The organism is Cytobacillus gottheilii, from assembly GCF_001636345.1.
GTDB classification, from domain to species: domain Bacteria; phylum Bacillota; class Bacilli; order Bacillales; family Cytobacillaceae; genus Cytobacillus; species Cytobacillus gottheilii.
The window spans coordinates 4,316,521-4,336,265 of the sequence record NZ_KV440945.1; the positions used below are offsets into that span (position 1 = coordinate 4,316,521).

Genomic DNA, 19,745 nt, shown 5'->3' on the forward strand with positions numbered 1-19,745 from the left:
TCCTTTTAAGGGAATGGATGCGGAAATGGATTAACATCCCTCTCATCAATTGGCTGATGTACTCGTCCTGCCATTACAGGACCCTGGATGATTCGATCCATGTTCAAACGGCGATATTGATGTCCAAAAGTCATTGTTAACATGCCAGGAACAAATACTTTTACACATCGAAGATCAAATGATTTGATAAAATCACCCGAAATATCAACTGCATATACATCATCATAATGCTCAAATAAACGATCCATCAGCTCATTTAAATCAGCTGTTAAATCAGCATTTTTAAAATGATCTGCTGTATACCATTCTGGATATAATTCATTTAATGTTTTCTTTTGTGTACTATTTAATAAAAAGTCTAGCCGCTCCAATGCTTCAGGGTGTGAATAGAGCAATACATGATCCTGAAATTCAGTCGCTTTGTCTCCATTCGAAAAGATCATATTCTTCCTTTCAACTAAATGCTCTTCCCCAAACACTTTATTGTACACAGGCACTGACGAAACGACTTCAATAAATGCACTCATTAAAGCTTTTTCGGGATTAAAATGACACCCTGCAGCTGAATACGTCTTAACAACTGCATCTTCATTTTCATTCACCATAAAAGCCCACACAGAAGGAATGCCCAGCTCCATCGTCGTATCATAAAATCTCACTCTATAGCCATCTGCCTCAATAAGTCCATGTAAGATTTGAAAATCTTCGTCTAACCCGCTAATGTCTATTTCAGTAAGATCTAATCGGTTATACCAGGAAACCAGAAAATTATCTCTTTCAATTACTTCAAACAACCCATAAAGGACTGCCTCTTCAATCGTTGATCCTAAAGCACACCCATTCGATGTTTCATACACAAAACGCTTCGGTTTATCTCTTACTAATTCATCCTTATAAAACACCATTTGCTCTGGCATCAGAACAGACTTCTTTTTCTTAAATGAGTATCCCCATACCCAGTGGAACTTTAAATCGTCAGTATAATCGTGCAGCCTGAAGTATTCATTTTTTAACACATCATCATGCAATGTAAATTCATGAGGATTTATAGCATATTCTTTTACTTCATTATAAGAAGCATAAATTGTGCTGAAGGATTTCCGGTTTACTACATTTGAATATCGCTCTAAAGCCTCTAAATAGGCGGATAACTCTGAGCTTTGAAAATCAAAGGTACGTCCAAATGCTCCTTCATTTGCACCTTGTTCAATATAATTTTCAGTTCCCACCATCGGAACATATTTAGACTCTACTTCAAAGTAACTATGCATCGTTTTACCTGTTTTTAAATCGACCATTCTTTCCTTAAAGACCTTTGGATCAAAGTCTTCCCGTAATCGATATTTGTCTTTCGCAGGCTTTAAGCGGCTTTTTAAGTGAATGGCTCCAAGCTCCTCGGAATCGTCCGGCAGATGAAAACATGAATCACAATATTCATTTTTATTTATTTGATGCTCTTGAATACTTTTCTTGTCATCATTAATGACAACGATTTTATTTGTGATCTCTTTTGGGCTCTGGAGAAAAATCTGCAGCCAAGAGATCAGTTCCTGACATACAAAGGTGATGAATTCCTTTCTCCAGATTAAGTGCTTTTCACCAAGAAAATCTGCACTATAATCATAATTGCGATATAAAACTATCAGCTCTTCTGGCTGGTTGACAGACAAGCGTTCATACAAACAATCAATACAGCTGCTATTTTCCGTATAAAAGGGACCAATTGTTGCTGTTTCAAATAATAAATTTGCCCGCAGGTAGCTAATCCCATGCTCCTGACAGTACTTTACAGCTTCTTTTTCATAATCATAGTCAAAAAAGTCATATAGCCCGATCAGAATACTATTGGGATTAACATCCTTTACATTTTTCACAACATGAAGATCGTTTTGCATCCTAAACTGATAGAGGAACTCATTTTGCAGTACAGACTCGCGGTCTAATATAAAAAGCTGCACTTCTATTCACCTCCCGCTTCCCCATAAGCATTTTGAAAGCTGCCCAGCTTTATTTTCAAACATTTAAGATTTGCTTTTTCAAGGTAATGGTTATATATCCAAGGTGATAGATGAATCGTTAAGTTGTTCGCCCGCAGGAAATTTTCTGTCTCTGTTCCTACATCCTCGGAATGATCAGGAACACTGAATTCTGCCATAATATTTTTTATAATGGCACCGTGATTAAAATCGAATTTTCGATTATCTTCCTTGATGCTCATTTTGTTCTGAATAAATTTTGCATAAAATTGCTGTACACCGTTATTCAATAACCTATTAGCGTTCACATCATAATCGGTCAGCAGGACGTACCCATTTGCAGTCATCTGTATACAATAAAAATTTGTACCTTGTATATGTTCCAGTACGATTTGAACATCCTGTGCCGCAGCATGATCTTTATGAACATTAAGAATCATATTTAATATTTCAGAATCCAGTTCCTGTTCATTTAACTTAGTATGAACACTCTCTAGTTGAGCCGGGAAGTGATTTCTATAATAATGGAAGATTAAAGGAATAACTCCTTTACTATATAGTTCTTCCGCATTAGAGCAGCATAGCCAATGACAATCTTCACCGTCAGGTTCAGCTTCACTTAACATTTTGCTCATCCCCTCTTTAAATACATGGAACAATGCATGGAGAGGATAAGTATCACTGTATAAATGAGAGACTTCTTTGTGCTCCTTCATGTATGTAAATTGTGCAATATTAAACGGCACCTGCTTTAAATCACCATATCCAAAGCCCCCGAACAAATAGGGAGTTTGCTTTATAAAATTCACTAATTCTTTTATAGGTTCATGTAAAAATTTGTTCTCTTTAAAATGAAGCAGTTCTTGCTGATTCTCCATTTCCCCCACACTGACAAGATCATCTACTATATTCACCGGGGTAAATCGATCAGAATCATCATCATTCACAGTAAATACATGCAGTTTCGATTGATCAATCTGACCTAATAAACAATAGTCTATAGAGTTTTTTAAATTCATAGAATGAATCGGCTGAATATTTCCGCTTCTTATCTGCAAATCTTTGCTCAAAATAAAACTTATAATTGATTGTTTCGTTCCAATAAAGATATATGGGACATTCTGTATCGGCAGCACCACTATAAGATCACTAGTCCCATCTGCTTTATGAATAGCCTCTAACGCATTCTCATGATCTGATGCCTGTTCCAACATATTGATATATTCATAATCTGCAGGCTGCATCGGCGAGTCTGTTCCCTTAGCACTTAGAAACTTATTCATGAAAAGATTTATTTGATCATGCTCCAGATTAGCGATATCCCTCCGTGAAAGTATCATCTTATTCATATCTGGAAACACTTTATTTAAAGCAGTGACGGCTTTTGCATCACTTATCTGAAATCGTTTGTTTTTTGTCTTAATATCTATTTTGTCACTATGGCCTGTTAGCCAAATATCCCCCTTAATAAGCTGAGTCATTATCTCTCGCCTCCTACCCTTCCTCACTTCCGATATTTTGGTAAATATCATCACCTTCGTATGAATCGCCTCTAAGTTTCTTTAAGTCCTGCCATGAGAAATCGTAATGATTTTGTGCATTCTCACTTATAAGCTTACAGAGCTTATTTTTCTGTAATGGTGATATATTAAAAAATGGAAACAATTGATACAAAAAGTTAACGAGCAGCCGATATGTTAAAAATCCTTTTGACTGAGAGAAAGATCTAAACGCATCATCTTTTACAAATTCATCATGAAATTGACTTATCTCCTTAGAACTATTTAAAAATGAGGCAATATCATGATATTCCTCTAATTTCACCTTGTTAGAATTTAAGGCGATTTTAATACTTTCTTTCAGCTTAATTACCAATTCATTCCATTCGTTCAAAACATGGAAATCTGCAAGATTATCATGTGGTAATCCTGCCTCAACGTCTTTTACAAAGGAAGAAAACTCTTCAGTAAGAAACTGATCCATTATGGCTGATCGGTCATTTATCTTTTGTAAAATAGCGTCTTTTTTAACTTCATCCACATTTTGCAGCTGAGCTAAGAATCCTTCATAATGTGACTTAAAGGATAAATATCCGTACTTTGTTCCTTTATATGTTTCATCTCCAAATGAAATTTCATATTGATCTGCAGTTATGATCATAAACTTGAAACACAGCAATTCTCTCTGCTCATCATTAAGCTTTGATAGTTCACTGTAGTTTGAAATAAAGAATGCTGTTTTCAGTATTTCAATTTGTTTGTATAGATCAAGGTCGTATACAGAATGAATATGAGATAAATCACTTGTACTTTGTTCAATTGTATGATTTTTCATGAGCGGCAGATAATCACCAGTGTAGCGCTCTGCTAAAGCAAGACGTTCTGAAATCTGCCCATATTTCTCATAATGCTCGTCTGTGTATGTATCTTCATAGCTTGAAAGTTTTTTGCGTATTAACTCTTCTATTCTGCTATTCACTCGTTCTGGATATTCCTCACTTGGAACCTGATAATAAAGCTGAAAGTGCTGTCCTTGAACCCAGCTTTTTAACAGGATGCATTGACGGAACAGGTGATTTTCATTATGAAGTATTTCTAATAGCTCATAAAATAACTTCCTTAGATTGGGCGATTCATAAATATAAATTTTTAATAGCTGAAATTCTTTTTCTTTCATCAATTAACTCCTTTTGATGTATATTCAACTAAATATTCTTCAACAAATTCATTCTCTTTGTCTTTAAAATCCGGAAATACTTCCGTTAACAGAAAATAGGGTGACCCTTCAATTTCCTTTTTAAATAAATTCCATAACAGCGGACTAGTAAAATCAATATATTGCGGTTTTTCAAATGCTCCATCTGCATTTTCTTCGTTCTCACCTGATTCATCAGCTTGTCCGATCTTTTTGCGCAGAAATACTCTATGAGGAATTTGATAATAGTCAATAAATTTAATAAAATTGAGATAGTTTTCCATATCATCATCAGAGTGGTTTGCTATTGCATTTGTATTTACAAGCCAGCTTTTTCTGCTTAAAACCGTGCTTTCTTCGAGTGTAATTCTCGGAAACACCTTAACTGTAAAACTTCCATCTGTATTTAGCAGAAAATCATCTAATAAAATAGATCCAACATCCCTAAACAAAACGCCATTTGCAGAAAAAGCATGCAGCATTGCACTTATAGACGGAATGAGCCTAGTCATTAATGAACCCAGGAATAAAATATTGACTTGCTGCCCTTTTGCAAAAATATCCGCTTTCTTTGTTTTCTGGTTGTATTGAATCTCAAGGTCTTTCCAGCTGAAGATGCCTGTAAATCCTTCCACGTCAGAAACCCTGCTATTTGGCACATCAATGCTATATTCGGTGATTTTTGGCCTAACATTTGCATTGAAGCCATACGATTTATAAATGTCGATTATATTCCTGGCATGAACATTCTTTTTGATATATTGAGATACTTTAGGAGAATCTGCAATTCCCTCCATGTTATGAAAGAATCTTAAAAAGTACGAAAGATAACCGCCATACATATTATTAATGACCATTTGTCCTTTTGGGCCTTCTTCTTGTATAAAAAAGCTATTGGACTGTACATAGTTGCTTAAATCCGCAGAGATACTCTCAATTAATTCCTGAACGAACCTATTCGTAATGATAATGCCTTCCTGATCCTCCTCTATTGCCTGCCTTTTCAAATATTGGATAAAATTATTTTTTGCCCGATCCAGCTCATTGATTTCTTCAATGTCAGAATTAAGAGCGGTCTCGGTAAACTGACTGCCCCATATTTCTCCGGCATGCTCTAATATGGCATTTAGCAATTCCTCAATGACATCCTCCTGCTCATTGCTTTTGAGAGAAACCCGCATATCACCATATTTTTCGAATACACTTCTGCCTAATATATATTGCAGTCTTAAGACAGCATCAAATAGGACAGTAAGATGCTGAAAGGTTACTAATTGTTGATCCCGTTCTGTCCAATCTTCCTGATTTATGTACTGTTTTTCCTCTGATAAAAAGTCCTGATAAATCAGTAATTTTTCATCCAGCAGCGGCATTTGCAATTCTGCTGAAACGTCTTTAAATAACTGATTTATTTTCTGGTAGCTGATATAGCTTTGTTTTACATCTAACTGATCAAACGCCTCTAACTCATTTTTTATTTGAGATAGCGCCTGATACACTTTAAACACTGTTTCATCTTCACCTTTGACTTCTAACTCATCTATCTGTTTTAGAAAGTCAGCTAAAACGTGATTGCTTTGTTCCTTTAACATTCTTGCAGGCTGTAAAAAATCATTACTTGCAAGCTTCGTAATGTATTGCAGGGCTTGGTGTTTATTAATTCCTAAATCAGCAAAGACACTTTCCAGCTCTTCATATGAAACAAGTTCCTCGTCTTTTAGCCTCTCATGAATAGAACCCATTAAAGGATTATATTTAATCTTAATTAAGGTATCTGCTGTTCGATATATTTTCTTCCTCTTTTGCGGATAATCAGCCAATGTGGTCCAGTAAAAATGATTCTCCAATACCGTTAAAGTCTCATTAAATCGAAATGATAGTTTCTTTATAACACTTGGCCTTAAGAGTACTTTTTCAAATAAGCGCAGCATATAAGTAATATTTAAATTGGTTACCGTATACTGCCGCCCTTCTGAAATCTCTTTAGACATGGGTAAACGATCACTAAACTCACCTGAGCCAACTTTTGTAAGGGTACTAAAAGGGCTGGTTTTCAGAGTGGCTCGAGTTAATAGTTTTAAAAGGGTATAATCCAGTTTTCTTTGTTTAACGCCATGTTTTTCAACCGGCAGATCAAAGTAGCTCCTTGCCTTTTCCATGATTGTCGGCTGAATAAATTTAAGTGTGTTCATTAATGTAGACTCTTTGGAAAATGCCTCATAAAGAGCAGAGCGTTCCGCTTGTTTCTTGTCTTCGAAATACTCTCTTATTTCTTCAAGTAAAGAATGGCAGAGCTGATATTCTTGCTGTATCGCATCTGCTTGTTCAAATAAGCTGGTTTGCAAAAGAATTTCTTTGTTTTTTTGAATGTTATTAACAAAACGAGGTCTTAAATTGTAGATATCTCTCTTTAAATTAATTAGCTTTTTACGCTCTTGATTATCGTGAACTTCCTTTATTACAACTTCAATATTTTTAATAAAGTGATCAATATAACCTTTTAATTTATTCTGAGATTCCTGGTGGATTTGAATCTTGCGGTGTAGTCCTGGGGAGCTAAATTTCTGTATATAGCGAATCGGAATATTATTCTTTCTAACTAAAAACACTGGCAGTTTATCAAATCTCATTTGTTCAGCTCCATGTAAGGAAGGCTGAAACAAATCAACAGTCTCTTTTCTGATCGTTTTAGTCATACTTAAAGAATTTGACAGACAGTAATGCGAATATAGCTGTCGTCACCATAATATAGATTAGATGAATCTCTTCCCAAATATCGCCGCCATTCCACGAGATTTGAAGCACTTTTACAGCATGTGTTGTTGGCAAAATATTTGCGATGCTTTGCATAAAATCAGGCATTAGCTCGACAGGGTAAGTAACACCGCCTAAGAAGATGATCACAAAGTATACAGCCATTGACAGAGTTTGGCTCGTTTTTGGGTCTGTTGTCAGGTTCCCGATAAATACGCCAATAAAATAGCACATCATAAAAGATAAGACGAGAATTAATCCAAAACTTAAAAGGTTTTTGCCTTCAAGTGTGAGTGAGTATCTAGTTGCCGCAACGGTAATTAATACAATTAATGTAAATAATGCACAGAGAAATTGCACAAAAAAATTAGCCGTAATGAACTGTATGCTTTTCACTGAGGCTAATCGCAACCTTCTGAAAAAGTAAATACTTCTCATATAGGAAAAACCAATTCCAACATTTCCTATTGCCAGAACCACAATACTCAGGAACGCAAACATGGGAAACGTGAAATCTATAGCAGCAACTTCCATTCCATAAAGTTCTAAAGTATTATTGCTTATTTCTGTTTGCATAACTAAGAAAAAGATAGGCGCAATTACTCCAAACCCTAATATAATCCATGTTCTTAATAGCTTCTTTACTTCTAATTCAAACAAGGCATTTACTGTATTCATATTTTCCTCCTCTTTTATACACTTTTAACGAAATATTCTTGTAAATTACTATAGCTGTTCCCCACAAGCTCATTTGGCGTAGAGGTGCTCTCAACCATCCCGTCACGCATCAGCACAACCTTATTGCATAATTCCTCTACCTCATCCATATAGTGACTAACCATGATAATTGTTTTCCCTTGGCTGTTAAGCATTTTTAAATATTTCCTCATCTCATGTCTGCTAATTGCATCTAATGAGGTTGTCAGCTCATCTAATATTAAAAGCTCTGGGTCATTGATTAGGCTTAGAAGAATATTTAATTTCTGCTTTTGTCCTCCCGACAATGTTTTAATATATTGCTTTTTCACTTCTGCCAAATCGAACTTTTCCAGCAGCTGATCTACTTGCTCTTTTTCAACTTTATGTATTTTTCTCCATAATTCACACATATCCTGAACCTTTAAACGGTCATCAAAGTCTCCACTTTGTGTTTGAACACCAATTTTATTGTATAATTGCCCTTCGTGAAAGCTATAAGATATTGTCCCGCTGTCTTGCTTAAGAAGTTTGCAAATAATATTAACTAGAGTCGTTTTGCCCGCTCCATTCTTTCCAATAATCGCGAGGAAGTCACCCTTCTCAACTTGAAAAGAAACACCCTTAAGAACCTCTTTTTTACCGAAACGTTTTTTAATATCTTGAATTTCTAACATCAAAATGGATTTCGCCTCCCTTATTTTTTCAATTTTTCAATATTTCTTACATTTTTGACTTTTTCATTACCAATATAACAGTATGATCTATTGGTATTAATAGGCCAAATTAACCATTTTTTCCTAATTTATAATTGTTTAAGAGATCATTTTAAAGAAAATATATATTAAAATATGACTTAAGTTTACAGCTAAATAGGGCCGTTAAAGAAAGTCTGCATTTCTGTAATACTAAATTTTCATCAAAGAAAAGTTATAGATTTGATTGTATTTCAAATGTTAAAAGTTCATTACATTGTTAAAGAAATTTAAAGGTGTGGCGAGTACAGATCATATCTAAGGATAAAGAAAGTTTTCTTATAGCCTTAAAAATTGATAAAAGGTCTTTGTAACTTCCTGTTATAAATACAAATATATTATTCTGAAAAGATCGATTTCCTATCTGCCATATTACTATACCTAAATAATAGTTGAATAATCCTATTTAAGAATCCCATTTAAATGTAACAGCGCTATTTGGCTGCAATGTGTAAGAAAAATACTCACTATTAAGGTTTACTTGAAATGATTGATCTTCTTTTCTAGAGTTGAACATGATTAATACAACAGAATATTCCAGCTAAAATATAGAGGGTGTGGCAATCAAAAATAGAGGCTATCCGATCAGCTGTTTCAACTGATAGAACGCCTCTTGCAGAAAACTAATGGAACATTCGTCATTTCGGAATATCCGAACTTTTTTTAATAAAGTCAACAAACGGATCCAATCCCGCTTGGCTGAAACGTGTCTTCTTCCTTACTACATACAAGTCTCTTTTAAGGTGAAAATCTTTAAGCTTCACTTCTCTCAATAAGCTGTATTTTAATTCTTTTGCAATTGTTAATTTCGGCAATATGCTGATCCCGAGCCCTGCTTCAACCGAGCTTTTAATCGCTTGCAAACTGCCTAATTCAATGGAAGCCTGGATATTGACTAAAACTCCCCGTTCGTGAAGATATTGCTCCACTAAACCCCTAGTGCCTGATATTGCTTCCCGCCAAATCATCTTTTCCTCAGTTAACTCTTCTAAATTGATCTCAGTTCGATCTTTCCAGCGATGGTCGTACGAGGTGACTAACACTAAATCATCTTCTGAAAACTTTTCAGTCAGCAGTTCCTGATCTTCTTTATCCTTTTCCAGCATGCCTTCCACTAATGCCACATCAATCTCATTCATCTTAAGCTTCGCTAAGATATCAGGTGTGTTGCTCAACGCCAAATGAAACTTGATGTTCTCATGGCTATGTAAATAACGCTTCAGCAACTCAGGGAGGATATACTCTCCTATTGTTAAGCTTGCGCCAACATTAAGCTTAATATCCTGCTCTTCCATCAAGTAGTGGATGGCATCCTTCGATTTCTGATAATGTAAGACCATTTCTTTTGCGTACGGATATAATACCTTTCCAGCTTCAGTAAGAATTAACTTATTTTCTGATCGGTCAAATAATGCTGCACCATATACGTTTTCAAGCTGGCGGATTTGTTTCGTCACAGCTGGCTGTGAGACATAACCCTTCTTAGCAGCTTGTGTAATACTTCCTTCTTCCACCACTGCACAGAACATTTTTAAATTATCAATGTTCAATTCTGATCCTCCCAAACGATTCCATTTTATTGTTTTATTATATCATCTGTATCCCACTTTACCGGACGGTTAGTTTATGTATAACTTCTCGTTATACCTCATTCTATAATGGAATTTTTTAAAGTAAAGGATGTCTGCTATCCTATATATACATGAACGTTATCCTGACATAAGAAAAAACTAGGGGCTGAAAGATTATGTTTATTTTATATTTTGCTATTGGTCTTATTGCTACAGTATTTGGTGCTGTTGCTGGACTCGGGGGCGGAGTGATTATCAAGCCTGTGCTTGACCTATTCGGTGACTTTGACTTGCCAACGATAGGTGTATTATCAGCCGCTACCGTATTATCAATGGCTGCTGTGTCATTGATTAAACTGAGAAATAAGGAAGTAAAGATTGATAAAGGAACAAGCTCGATCCTCGCGGCAGGATCCATTTTAGGCGGACTTGCAGGTAAGGCCGTTTTTAACGTTATCGCTATCTCTCTGAACGTTCCAACCATCACAGCGATTATCCAATCCACTTTATTAGCCATTTTACTTACCCTAATTCTTATTTATTTTAAAAAGAAACATAATCTAAAATCTTACTTACTAAAGAATGGGGTCATTATTTTTCTTGTTGGCGGTTCTCTCGGCTTTCTCTCAGCCTTTCTGGGAATTGGCGGAGGACCATTAAATGTAGCGATCTTATGCATTCTATTCTCAATGAGCACAAAGAATGCCGGTGTTAATTCTATTTTTATCATTTTCTTTTCACAGCTGTCAGCTTTATTGCTAATTGCTTTTTCAGGCGGCTTTGGAGATTACGATTTATCCATGCTTTATGTGATGATTCCAGGAGGTATATTAGGCGGCTGGATCGGATCTAACATTGTCACCAAAATCACAAATAGCCAGGTCGAAAAGATATTTAATATCGCCATTCTTATTATTATATTTATTAACTTGTTTAATATTGTAAAGGTTGCATTTTTGTAGGATGGAAAAAGGAGAGGCTTCTCAATTGAGAAGCCTCTCCTTCATTTATTCTTATATATTACATTACTTCCTTCTAATACTTCAACAGCTTCTTTTAATGTATCTTTTGTTCCCACATTCCCTGGGAAAACGATATAAGCTACGCCTGGGAATTTACTTTCTGCGCCTGTTTTCCAAACAGGAATTCCCTTTTTGATTTGGCCGGCAACTTCCGCTCGTTTCACAGAAAGCCCAACCGTGCCAATGCTGGATGACGTAATTCCGCCTTTTGCCACGATGTAATTCGGACGGACTTCTAAGTCACGAACAATGCTTGTGACCGCATCGGATATTTTAACAGAAAGCTGCAGTTCTTCTTCTTTCTTGTTTTCGCCTAAATCAAGTCGTTCTCTGCGTGTGTAATACACAACTGATTTTCCTTGTTTAATTAAATCTTCACATGTTGTACGAACCCGTTTAATTTCTGTTTCAAACTTTTCTGGTTCAAGGACAAGATGCACATCAAATTCAACAGGTGTTACTAGTCCGCTTGCCAATAGTTCGTTCAGCTGTTCTGTTGTTTTTTGTACATGCGATCCTACAGCAATTAAGCCACCATGGTTTGTATCTTCTGTGATTAGCTCATCTCTCGATAATAATGGCTTATCTGATACTCCGCCTATAACTTTTGTGAGAGCAGCAGCACTGCGGCATAAGAAGGTTTTTCCTTCTTTTAATGCTTGTAATAACGCAGTGACAAACACTTCAGCATCCACATAGTCAACAGCATTCACAACAATCTTTTGGAAGTTTGCCGCACTCATTAATTGCTGTTTTACAGCATCACTATTGCCTGAGCGAAGATCGTCTAGGCTGATGTAGATGGTGTTTTCTTTTGTATACGCACCTTCTGTTTTTTCTTCAATCCACTCACCTAAATGCGAGGACTGAAAGCCGAATGTCCGGTCTTTAGCAAACTCTGTTTCTCCAGCAGGAATAAGATCATCTCCGTACTGGACATAATGGATGTTATTAATCGTTAAACGGCCGCCTTCTTTGAAAAATGGCATAATAATTTCTCCATCAAATACAGTGCTTGATTGCTGCTCAATCGTTGTTTTCAGCGTTTCTGTTTCTAATGGATAGTGACCGCGTAACGTTGAATCGCCACGGCTAATAAGGATATAAGGAATACCTTCTTCTTCGGAAACTTCCTGAACACGCTGGGCAATCTCCTCGTGGGCGATCTTCGTTTCCTTCGATGTGAAACCACGAGAATTAGTCAGCAGGAAAAACATACGATTTTCTTCTCGAAAGCCTTTTACAATGCTTTCTTTTGTCCAATCTGTATAAACTGAGATTCCATGCACTGTTTGCACGCCTGTTGGATCATCGTCCAGTACAACAACTTTGTGCTTAAAATTCGTTTGTTCAGCTTCTAAGCGTGCCTGGATGTCAGTTCGATTAAGTTCTTTAAGATTCGATAGTAATGCTGAAGCCTTTACTGTATCCATTGTTATTTCACCTCTTTAGAAACTTCGATGTTCGCAAGCTTTTCATAATGCTGAACAATGCTTGCATGGTCTAGTGCTTCTTTGCCATCCGCTTTTAAGCTATGGAAAATTTCAAGCAGCTGGCTGGAAAGAGGGAGCGGAACAGCCAGTTCATGAGCTGTATTCATTACATTTGTTAAGTCTTTCATGTTGATATCCACACGGCCGCCCGCTTTAAAATTACGTTCTAAAATCATTGGAATTTTTGCATCCATAACCGTACTTCCAGCAAGTCCTCCGCGGATTGCCTGGTACATCTTTTCAAGATCAATTCCCGCTTTTGCTGCTAAAATCAACGCTTCGGACACGGCTGCAATATTTAAGTTTACGATAATTTGATTCGCCAGCTTCGCAGTTGTTCCGCAGCCTGAATCTCCTACACGTACGATATCTGTACCCATTGCAAGAAGTACATTTTTCACAGATTCAAAGGCTTCTTCGTCTCCGCCAACCATAATGGACAGTGTTCCATCAATTGCTTTTGGTTCTCCGCCACTCACTGGCGCATCAAGGAACCGTGCTCCACCTTTTGCAGCCATGTCTGCCATTTCCTTTGACTCGACAGGTGAGACAGAGCTCATATCAATGATAATCGCTCCTTCACGTGCGCCTTCCATTACTCCGTTTTCTCCGAATACCGCTTGACGAACATGTTCTCCTTTTGGAAGCATCGTAATCACAACATCACTTGCCGCTGCTACTTCTTTGCCTGAAGAAGCTGGCTGAGCTCCTTCTGCCGCTAGAGTATCTACCGCTGCTTTGTTTATATCAAAAACCGTTACAGTGTTTCCGTTTTTCAAAAGGTTGCGCACCATAGGCAATCCCATAATTCCTAATCCGATAAATCCAACTTTATTTGTCATTCTAGTCATCTCCATTTCTAGTTAATCAAATAGTATCTAAAAGTCTTATAGTCCTGGTAAAAACCCTTGGAACATACTTAAAATATAAACAGCTGTTAATGCAGTTACACCTGACAGGAATCCGCCTAAGCTCCATACCATTAATGTTTCTGTCATTGATAAGCGCCCGAATTTACTTACTACCCAGAAACCAGAGTCATTTGGCATTGATAATCCAATTCCGCCTGCGCAAATTGCTAATCCTAGTAAAACTGGCGATACACCAAGCTCTACTGCCATTGGCCCTAAGATTGCTGATGTGGTTACAAGGGCCACCGTTGCAGAACCAAGGGATGCTCGAAGAATTTGTGAGAATAAGAAAGCAAGCAATAATGCTGGAATACTTAGTCCTTGCATTAGATCAATAATTAAATCGCCTAACCCTGTTTCTTGTACAATACGTCCAAATGCACCACCGGCACCTGTAATAAGAAGAACCATACCACTTTGATCAAACGCATCTGAAAAAATCGTTTTTGTATCTTCTTTAATATAAGGTTTTAGAACAAACATAGCGGCAATCACACTAATTAACAACGCGACGTTTTTATCACCGATAATGGCAAAGAACGTTGGAACAGCATGCTCAGGATTATCAGCAAAGAACAGATTCACAACCGTATTTGATAAGATTAAGACAATCGGAAGAGCCAGCATAGCAAAAGAAAGACCTGTTGAGATTTCTTTTCTTCCAGTGTTGTCTTCTGTAACTATATCATCAGAAACTTCTGAATCATGAAGGCGTCCTTCATTTGTAATGCGCTTCCCGATAAACTTCCCATAGATCACTCCTCCAACAAGAACCGCCGGGATTGAAACAAGAAGTCCGTATAAGAAGAATACTCCAATATCAGAACCTGTTTGGTCTGCTACAACCAATGGACCTGGAGTTGGGATAATTAAGCTATGTGCTGTAATAAGTCCAATTGCTAAGATTGCCACAAAAGCAGAAAGTGAAATCTTTGTTTTCACTGAAAGACTCTGAATTAATTTGTGTAAGATAATAAATGCTGCATCAAAAAATACAGGAATGGATACGGTAATGGATGTTGCCGCTAAAGCGTAAGGAGATTTTTTAATTCCAAATGCTTTAAGCATCCCCGAAGCAATTTTACTAATTGCCCCGGAAGCAGCTAAGTACTGACCAAATATAATTCCGAGACCAATTAGAATACCAACACCCGTTAAAGTACTCCCGAATCCGCTTGCCATAATACCCGCTACATCACGAACAGGTATACTGGATACAAATCCAAGACCTAAAGCAACAACTAAAAGAGAGACAAATGCATCCCACTTGAATTTAATAATGAGTAAAAACAATGCAGCTAAAGCAATAATAAAGGCAATAATTAAAGCATTTCCTGTTAACATATACGTTTCCCCTTTAGTGAATACATTGAACAGATAGCGTTTTCAATTGTTTCACTTTTTTATTTTTTCATTTTCGTAACAGCTAATCTTGATTTATTAACCGCTTTCTTTATGGTGTCTCCCCCAACCGCTACAACTCTTGTATAAAGAGTATCTAAAAAGGCAAGCTGCACGAGTCTGCTTGTCATCGCATCCGATCGCGTTGCTGTTTCTTGTGCCTGTGTCAAAAGTAAAATATCCGCCATTTTTGCTAGTGTCGTATTTTCATTTGACGTAATCATAATGACAGTCGCACCACTTGACTTAGCCATATGAACCACCTCAATAATGTTGACGGTTTCACCAGAGTGCGAAATAGCAATGACAACATCATTCTCTGTCATTTGGCTTGCATATATCGCCTGATAATGCGGATCTTTCTCTGCCAAAACAGTGCCGCCAATTCTCATAAACTTATGAGCGCCATCTTCAGCAATCGTACCTGAGAGCCCTTGGCCGAAGAAGAAAATTCGTCCAGCTTCAGCGATGAGCTTAACAGCCTCTTCCATTTCTTCTACTACAATCTTTTCTCTTGTCATCGACATCGCCGCCGAAAACTGATCCCCTATTTTCGTAAACACGGTGTCAGCTAAATCTTCCTCCAAGATTGCGGTTTCATTTCCTGCTAAATTAGAGTGCTGATTGGCAAGTTCTTGAGCCAAGGTAACCTTCAGCTCTTGATAACTCGTATATCCAAGCTTTCGATATAAGCGGATGATACTGGGTTCGCTTACATTACTTAATAAAGAAAGCTCATTCATTGATAATAAAAATGGTTTATCGTGTTTCTTAAGTTGATCGATAATTTTTATTTCTGAGGCAGTAAGGGAATCTTCTTTTTGAAGAATTCGCTCTTGAAAACTTAACATCCACACACCTCCATATAAGTTTGTAGTAATAATACTACATAAAAAACGCTTTCACAATAGAAAAAAGTGATTTTTATCACTTTTTGTTCAAAATATCGACAAAAATAGAGTAATATATTACGATATTCTTGTAATTAAACTACATAATAAGGAGATTTGTAATGTTTACTACAACTAAAAAGTTACTTCAATTAGCAGAAGAAACAAATAGCGCAATTGCCGCTTTTAATTGCTATAATGCTGAAACTGTTCAAGCAGCCATTCAGGCTGGCGAACGAGCAAACAAAGGGGTTATCATTGCCTACGGTGAACGATACAAGGATTATATGAATCTGGAAGCCTTTGCCGCATTTACAAAATCGCTGGCAGATCAAGCGTCAATTCCAGTCGCACTTCACCTTGATCACAGCTATGAAATTTCTACAATTGAACGTGCTATTGCTTCAGACTTTTCTTCTGTTATGTACGATGGATCAGCTCTCTCTTTAGAAGAAAATGTGAAAACAACCAAACATGTTGTTGAGATGGCACACGCTGCAGGCGTATTTGTTGAAGCTGAGATCGGATCAATGGCAAAAGGAGATTTTTCCGATGAGGAAGAAGGAGACGGAAGATTAACGGATCCCGACGAAGCAATTTCGTTTGTAAAAGAAACCAATGTAGATTTCCTAGCCGCATCCATCGGAACTGTACACGGCATGTATAAAGGCGAGCCGAAATTAGACCACCAGCTGCTGAAAACGATTGCAGAATCCATTCAAATCCCATTCGTTCTGCATGGAGGTTCTGGAACACCTGAGGATCAATTATTAAAAGCGATCAATCTAGGTATACGAAAAATCAATGTGAATACAGAAGTATCATTAGCTGCTGTGACTGAAATGGCAACTCAGCTGCAGGCTCAGCCGCAAATTCATTTAAGCAATTTAATGACCGCTGCTCAAGATGTTATGGCTGAGCAGATGTATCAGATTATTGAGCTGTATAAGAATAAGTGATTGGATATTCCGTTATAGATAGCGGTTTGCGAATGTAACAAATCATACTGTACTTAAATACCTCGCAAACAAAGCTCCAAAAAAGACAGGTTGTTTATGCGCCTGTCTCTTTGTTTTATACTCGTATTTAACTTTATAAATTTAACCTCATCAATAGCCATATGATTAATATCACAGACAAACTCCCTCCTTTCACCTAACCTTTTTCTTAACCTGATTTTATAAAGGAGAAGAAGATGATGGCTTATGGAGGAACTGCAACACTCAAACCTGCATTAACATCCGTAATGTGGAAAACCGTTTCTGAAGCATGTAACCTAGCATGTGACTATTGTTACTACAGTCAGTGCAATGGGATGCCGCAGAATATTGATCGTATAGATGACACTGTATTAGAAAAATTCATTATTGAATATATGAATATATCAAAAGGGTATGTATCGTTTGTATGGCAAGGCGGGGAGCCATTATTAGCAGGATTAGACTTCTTCAAAAAAGTGGTTCACTTACAAGCAAAATATGCACCAAGAAACACAATTATCAGTAATTCCATTCAAACAAATGGTACGTTAATAAATGAAGAATGGGCTTCATTCTTTAAGGAATATAATTTTCTGGTCGGCGTAAGCTTGGATGGACCAGAAGACATTAATGATGCCAGACGGGTCACGGGTTCTGGTAAAGGAAGCTATAAAAGAATAATGCGCGGAATTGAGTATCTTAAAGAAGCAAATGCAGACTTTAATATCCTAACCGTTTTACATGAGAATAATATTACAAGAGCAGCTGATCTAATGAAATTTTATCAGCAACAAAATTTCCCTTTTGTTCAGTTCATTCCCTGCATGGATTTTCGTGCACAGGAAATTAATAAACCAGGTGTTTTTCTGATTATTCCTAAACAATATGGTGATTTTTTATGCGATATTTTTGACGTGTGGTATAACGATGGTATGCCTCAGACATCCATCCGTTTCTTTGATGACATGTTAGCAGTGTACCTGAATCAGCATGCCGGCCTATGCTCTCACCTTGAAACCTGTCCCAAACACCTTGTTTTAGAACAAAACGGTGACGCATACCCATGTGATTTCTTTATACATGAAGAGTACCGATTAGGAAATGTTGGAGTTGATTCACTGGAAGATCTGCTTACAAATGAATTGATGAAGAATTTTCATGATCTAAAGCCCAACCTACCAAACCAATGCAAGTCTTGTGAATTCCTTCATTTATGTCATGGAGGCTGTCCTCGCAACAGAATCAAATCCAATAACGAATTCGGCGTCGAGTATTTTTGTGAAAGCCACAAACAAGTGTACCGCTATGCACATGAAAGAATGCAAATTGTCGCATCCAATGTAAAGAAAAAGAGAATCCAAGACCTTATTAATGCTGGTTATAAGATGCCTGGAAGAAATGATCATTGTATTTGCGGAAGTATGAAAAAATATAAGAAGTGCTGTGAGCCGTTGTTGAGTTTTAACTAATCGTATTAGATATAGAAATGCCTCCCTTTGAAAGGAGGCATTTTCATTTAATGTATTGGGGAAAGCAATCTCATGATCTGTTTATAGAATCTGCTTAGATCAGTTAATTTCCAGAACTATATTCCGATAAAAAAATCATAACCCATTCTCCACTAACCATTTCATAATGCTTTCTTCTCTTCTCTTACTATCGTCTTGCTGTCCGTCATATTTACGCATTTTCTTCTGAGAAACAATCTTTCCATCTGTCATAAACAGGATCCTTTCTGTTTTTGCAGCTACCTTTACATCGTGCGTAACGAGCATGATCGTTGTTCCATTATGATTAATCTCAGCCAAAATGGCCATAATCTCGTCAGTTGATTTGCTGTCTAATGCTCCGGTCGGTTCGTCTCCAAAAAGGATATCCGGATTATTGATTAATGCCCTGCATATACCTGCCCTCTGCAGCTGTCCGCCCGAGCCTTGTGTAATCGTATGGTCTACAAGTTTTTCTATCCCAGTCATCTCCATCAGTTTTTTTGCTTTTTGATTTATTGCATTTTTATCAGCCCCTTTTGCTACAAGTGCATGAAACATAATGTTGTCAATCAGGGACAAGTTCTTTAATAGGTTAATATCCTGAAAGATAAATCCCATTTTTTTCAGTCGGATCTTTGCCAATTCTTCTTCTTTAAGACTGCTGATTTCCCGGCCTTTAAACCTCACACTGCCAGACGAAATACGATCCATTCCGCTTATATTGTATAACAGTGTTGACTTCCCGCTTCCGGATGGCCCCATAACCGATACAAACTCGCCTTCTTCTACCTCCAGATTTATATCCTTTAAGATATGAATCTCATTTCCCTTTCCTAACTCTACATTTTTGGTCATCTCGCTTGCTTCAAGTATATTGGTCATTTACTATTCCTCCTATGCCATTTTTCCTGCGAGTCCTGTAATTATTGTGGGGTGTTTCTCTCCTTTTTGTGATGCTATTTTGTAGATTCTAGATTTCGCGGGGGGTTTCTCCGCTTTTCGCGACTCTATTTTCTAAATTCTGGATTCTACGGGGGTGTTTCTCTCCTTTCCGCGACACTATTTTCTAGATTCTGGATTCCACGGGGGTGTTTCTCTCCTTTCCGTGACTC

16 protein-coding genes are annotated in these 19,745 nt (G+C 37.1%); 3 read left to right on the top strand and 13 right to left on the bottom strand.

All coding sequences use genetic code 11. The features are described from left to right. Positions 1 to 5: 5 nt before the first annotated feature. The 8 genes from A6754_RS20900 to A6754_RS20930 all read right to left on the bottom strand — a co-directional run bounded on the left by A6754_RS20900 (position 6) and on the right by A6754_RS20930 (position 10,425). Positions 6 to 1,958: a TOMM precursor leader peptide-binding protein gene (locus A6754_RS20900; RefSeq protein WP_066450530.1), complete on the bottom strand. Its 1,953-nt coding sequence runs from the start codon at positions 1,956 to 1,958 to the stop codon at positions 6 to 8. Positions 1,959 to 1,960: 2 nt separating this feature from the next. Further along, the gene (locus A6754_RS20905) at positions 1,961 to 3,457 is read right to left on the bottom strand and encodes a hypothetical protein (RefSeq protein ID WP_066450534.1); all 1,497 of its coding nucleotides are present in this window, start codon (positions 3,455 to 3,457) and stop codon (positions 1,961 to 1,963) included. Between the two features lie 13 nt (positions 3,458 to 3,470). Beyond that, positions 3,471 to 4,652, bottom strand: a complete 1,182-nt coding sequence (locus tag A6754_RS20910; protein WP_066450536.1) for a hypothetical protein — start codon at positions 4,650 to 4,652, stop codon at positions 3,471 to 3,473. Next, positions 4,652 to 7,300, bottom strand: coding sequence for a lantibiotic dehydratase (locus A6754_RS20915; RefSeq protein ID WP_180320256.1), 2,649 nt, complete (start codon positions 7,298 to 7,300; stop codon positions 4,652 to 4,654). The genes A6754_RS20910 and A6754_RS20915 overlap by 1 nt, the downstream gene beginning before the upstream one ends. Positions 7,301 to 7,358: 58 nt before the next feature. Further along, a complete protein-coding gene (locus tag A6754_RS20920) occupies positions 7,359 to 8,102 on the bottom strand; it encodes an ABC transporter permease (protein WP_066450540.1) in 744 nt (247 codons plus the stop codon). Positions 8,103 to 8,116: 14 nt separating this feature from the next. Further along, complete coding sequence (locus A6754_RS20925; protein ID WP_066450543.1) at positions 8,117 to 8,797, bottom strand: ABC transporter ATP-binding protein; 681 nt, start codon at positions 8,795 to 8,797, stop codon at positions 8,117 to 8,119. Positions 8,798 to 9,281: 484 nt separating this feature from the next. Further along, on the bottom strand, positions 9,282 to 9,416 hold the full coding sequence (locus tag A6754_RS23420; RefSeq protein ID WP_371806983.1) for a glycoside hydrolase family 30 beta sandwich domain-containing protein: 135 nt from the start codon (positions 9,414 to 9,416) through the stop codon (positions 9,282 to 9,284). A 97-nt stretch (positions 9,417 to 9,513) separates the two neighbouring features. Beyond that, a complete protein-coding gene (locus A6754_RS20930; protein ID WP_066450545.1) occupies positions 9,514 to 10,425 on the bottom strand; it encodes a LysR family transcriptional regulator in 912 nt (303 codons plus the stop codon). Between the two features lie 197 nt (positions 10,426 to 10,622). Between A6754_RS20930 and A6754_RS20935 the strand changes: the two genes are divergently transcribed. Continuing rightward, on the top strand, positions 10,623 to 11,408 hold the full coding sequence (locus A6754_RS20935) for a sulfite exporter TauE/SafE family protein (RefSeq protein ID WP_066450546.1): 786 nt from the start codon (positions 10,623 to 10,625) through the stop codon (positions 11,406 to 11,408). Between the two features lie 41 nt (positions 11,409 to 11,449). On the opposite strand, the gene A6754_RS20940 is transcribed toward A6754_RS20935, so the two are convergent. Genes A6754_RS20940 through A6754_RS20955 form a run of 4 tightly spaced genes read right to left on the bottom strand, consistent with a single transcriptional unit; the run spans position 11,450 to position 16,124 of the window. Next, positions 11,450 to 12,901, bottom strand: coding sequence for a four-carbon acid sugar kinase family protein (locus A6754_RS20940; RefSeq protein ID WP_066450547.1), 1,452 nt, complete (start codon positions 12,899 to 12,901; stop codon positions 11,450 to 11,452). A 2-nt stretch (positions 12,902 to 12,903) separates the two neighbouring features. Next, positions 12,904 to 13,803, bottom strand: coding sequence for a 2-hydroxy-3-oxopropionate reductase (gene garR, locus A6754_RS20945; RefSeq protein WP_066450554.1), 900 nt, complete (start codon positions 13,801 to 13,803; stop codon positions 12,904 to 12,906). Between the two features lie 45 nt (positions 13,804 to 13,848). Then, positions 13,849 to 15,216 (bottom strand): GntP family permease, encoded by a 1,368-nt coding sequence (locus tag A6754_RS20950; protein WP_066450555.1) that lies wholly within the window; start codon positions 15,214 to 15,216, stop codon positions 13,849 to 13,851. 59 nt (positions 15,217 to 15,275) lie between these two features. Further along, positions 15,276 to 16,124 carry a MurR/RpiR family transcriptional regulator gene (locus A6754_RS20955; protein WP_066450561.1) on the bottom strand — a complete coding sequence of 283 codons (849 nt, stop codon included), beginning with the start codon at positions 16,122 to 16,124 and terminating at the stop codon, positions 15,276 to 15,278. 161 nt (positions 16,125 to 16,285) lie between these two features. Between A6754_RS20955 and A6754_RS20960 the strand changes: the two genes are divergently transcribed. Together A6754_RS20960 and A6754_RS20965 are read left to right on the top strand one after the other, a co-directional pair. Then, entirely contained in the window at positions 16,286 to 17,122 is an 837-nt protein-coding gene (locus A6754_RS20960) for a class II fructose-bisphosphate aldolase (protein WP_066450563.1), read from the top strand. 236 nt (positions 17,123 to 17,358) lie between these two features. Further along, positions 17,359 to 18,612, top strand: a complete 1,254-nt coding sequence (locus A6754_RS20965) for an anaerobic sulfatase maturase (protein WP_257298860.1) — start codon at positions 17,359 to 17,361, stop codon at positions 18,610 to 18,612. Positions 18,613 to 18,747: 135 nt separating this feature from the next. On the opposite strand, the gene A6754_RS20970 is transcribed toward A6754_RS20965, so the two are convergent. Further along, positions 18,748 to 19,515 carry an ABC transporter ATP-binding protein gene (locus A6754_RS20970; RefSeq protein ID WP_066450568.1) on the bottom strand — a complete coding sequence of 256 codons (768 nt, stop codon included), beginning with the start codon at positions 19,513 to 19,515 and terminating at the stop codon, positions 18,748 to 18,750. Between the last annotated feature and the right edge of the window lie 230 nt (positions 19,516 to 19,745).

Excerpts from the sequence above, each read along its gene's own strand:
- A6754_RS20905 (WP_066450534.1), bottom strand. The coding sequence starts at position 3,457 with ATGACTCAGCTTATTAAGGGGGATATTTGGCTAACAGGCCATAGTGAC.
- A6754_RS20910 (WP_066450536.1), bottom strand. The coding sequence starts at position 4,652 with ATGAAAGAAAAAGAATTTCAGCTATTAAAAATTTATATTTATGAATCG.
- A6754_RS20915 (WP_180320256.1), bottom strand. The coding sequence starts at position 7,300 with ATGAGATTTGATAAACTGCCAGTGTTTTTAGTTAGAAAGAATAATATT.
- A6754_RS20920 (WP_066450540.1), bottom strand. The coding sequence starts at position 8,102 with ATGAATACAGTAAATGCCTTGTTTGAATTAGAAGTAAAGAAGCTATTA.
- A6754_RS20925 (WP_066450543.1), bottom strand. The coding sequence starts at position 8,797 with ATGTTAGAAATTCAAGATATTAAAAAACGTTTCGGTAAAAAAGAGGTT.
- A6754_RS20935 (WP_066450546.1), top strand. The coding sequence starts at position 10,623 with ATGTTTATTTTATATTTTGCTATTGGTCTTATTGCTACAGTATTTGGT.
- A6754_RS20940 (WP_066450547.1), bottom strand. The coding sequence starts at position 12,901 with ATGGATACAGTAAAGGCTTCAGCATTACTATCGAATCTTAAAGAACTT.
- garR (WP_066450554.1), bottom strand. The coding sequence starts at position 13,803 with ATGACAAATAAAGTTGGATTTATCGGATTAGGAATTATGGGATTGCCT.
- A6754_RS20950 (WP_066450555.1), bottom strand. The coding sequence starts at position 15,216 with ATGTTAACAGGAAATGCTTTAATTATTGCCTTTATTATTGCTTTAGCT.
- A6754_RS20955 (WP_066450561.1), bottom strand. The coding sequence starts at position 16,124 with ATGTTAAGTTTTCAAGAGCGAATTCTTCAAAAAGAAGATTCCCTTACT.
- A6754_RS20960 (WP_066450563.1), top strand. The coding sequence starts at position 16,286 with ATGTTTACTACAACTAAAAAGTTACTTCAATTAGCAGAAGAAACAAAT.
- A6754_RS20965 (WP_257298860.1), top strand. The coding sequence starts at position 17,359 with ATGATGGCTTATGGAGGAACTGCAACACTCAAACCTGCATTAACATCC.
- A6754_RS20970 (WP_066450568.1), bottom strand. The coding sequence starts at position 19,515 with ATGACCAATATACTTGAAGCAAGCGAGATGACCAAAAATGTAGAGTTA.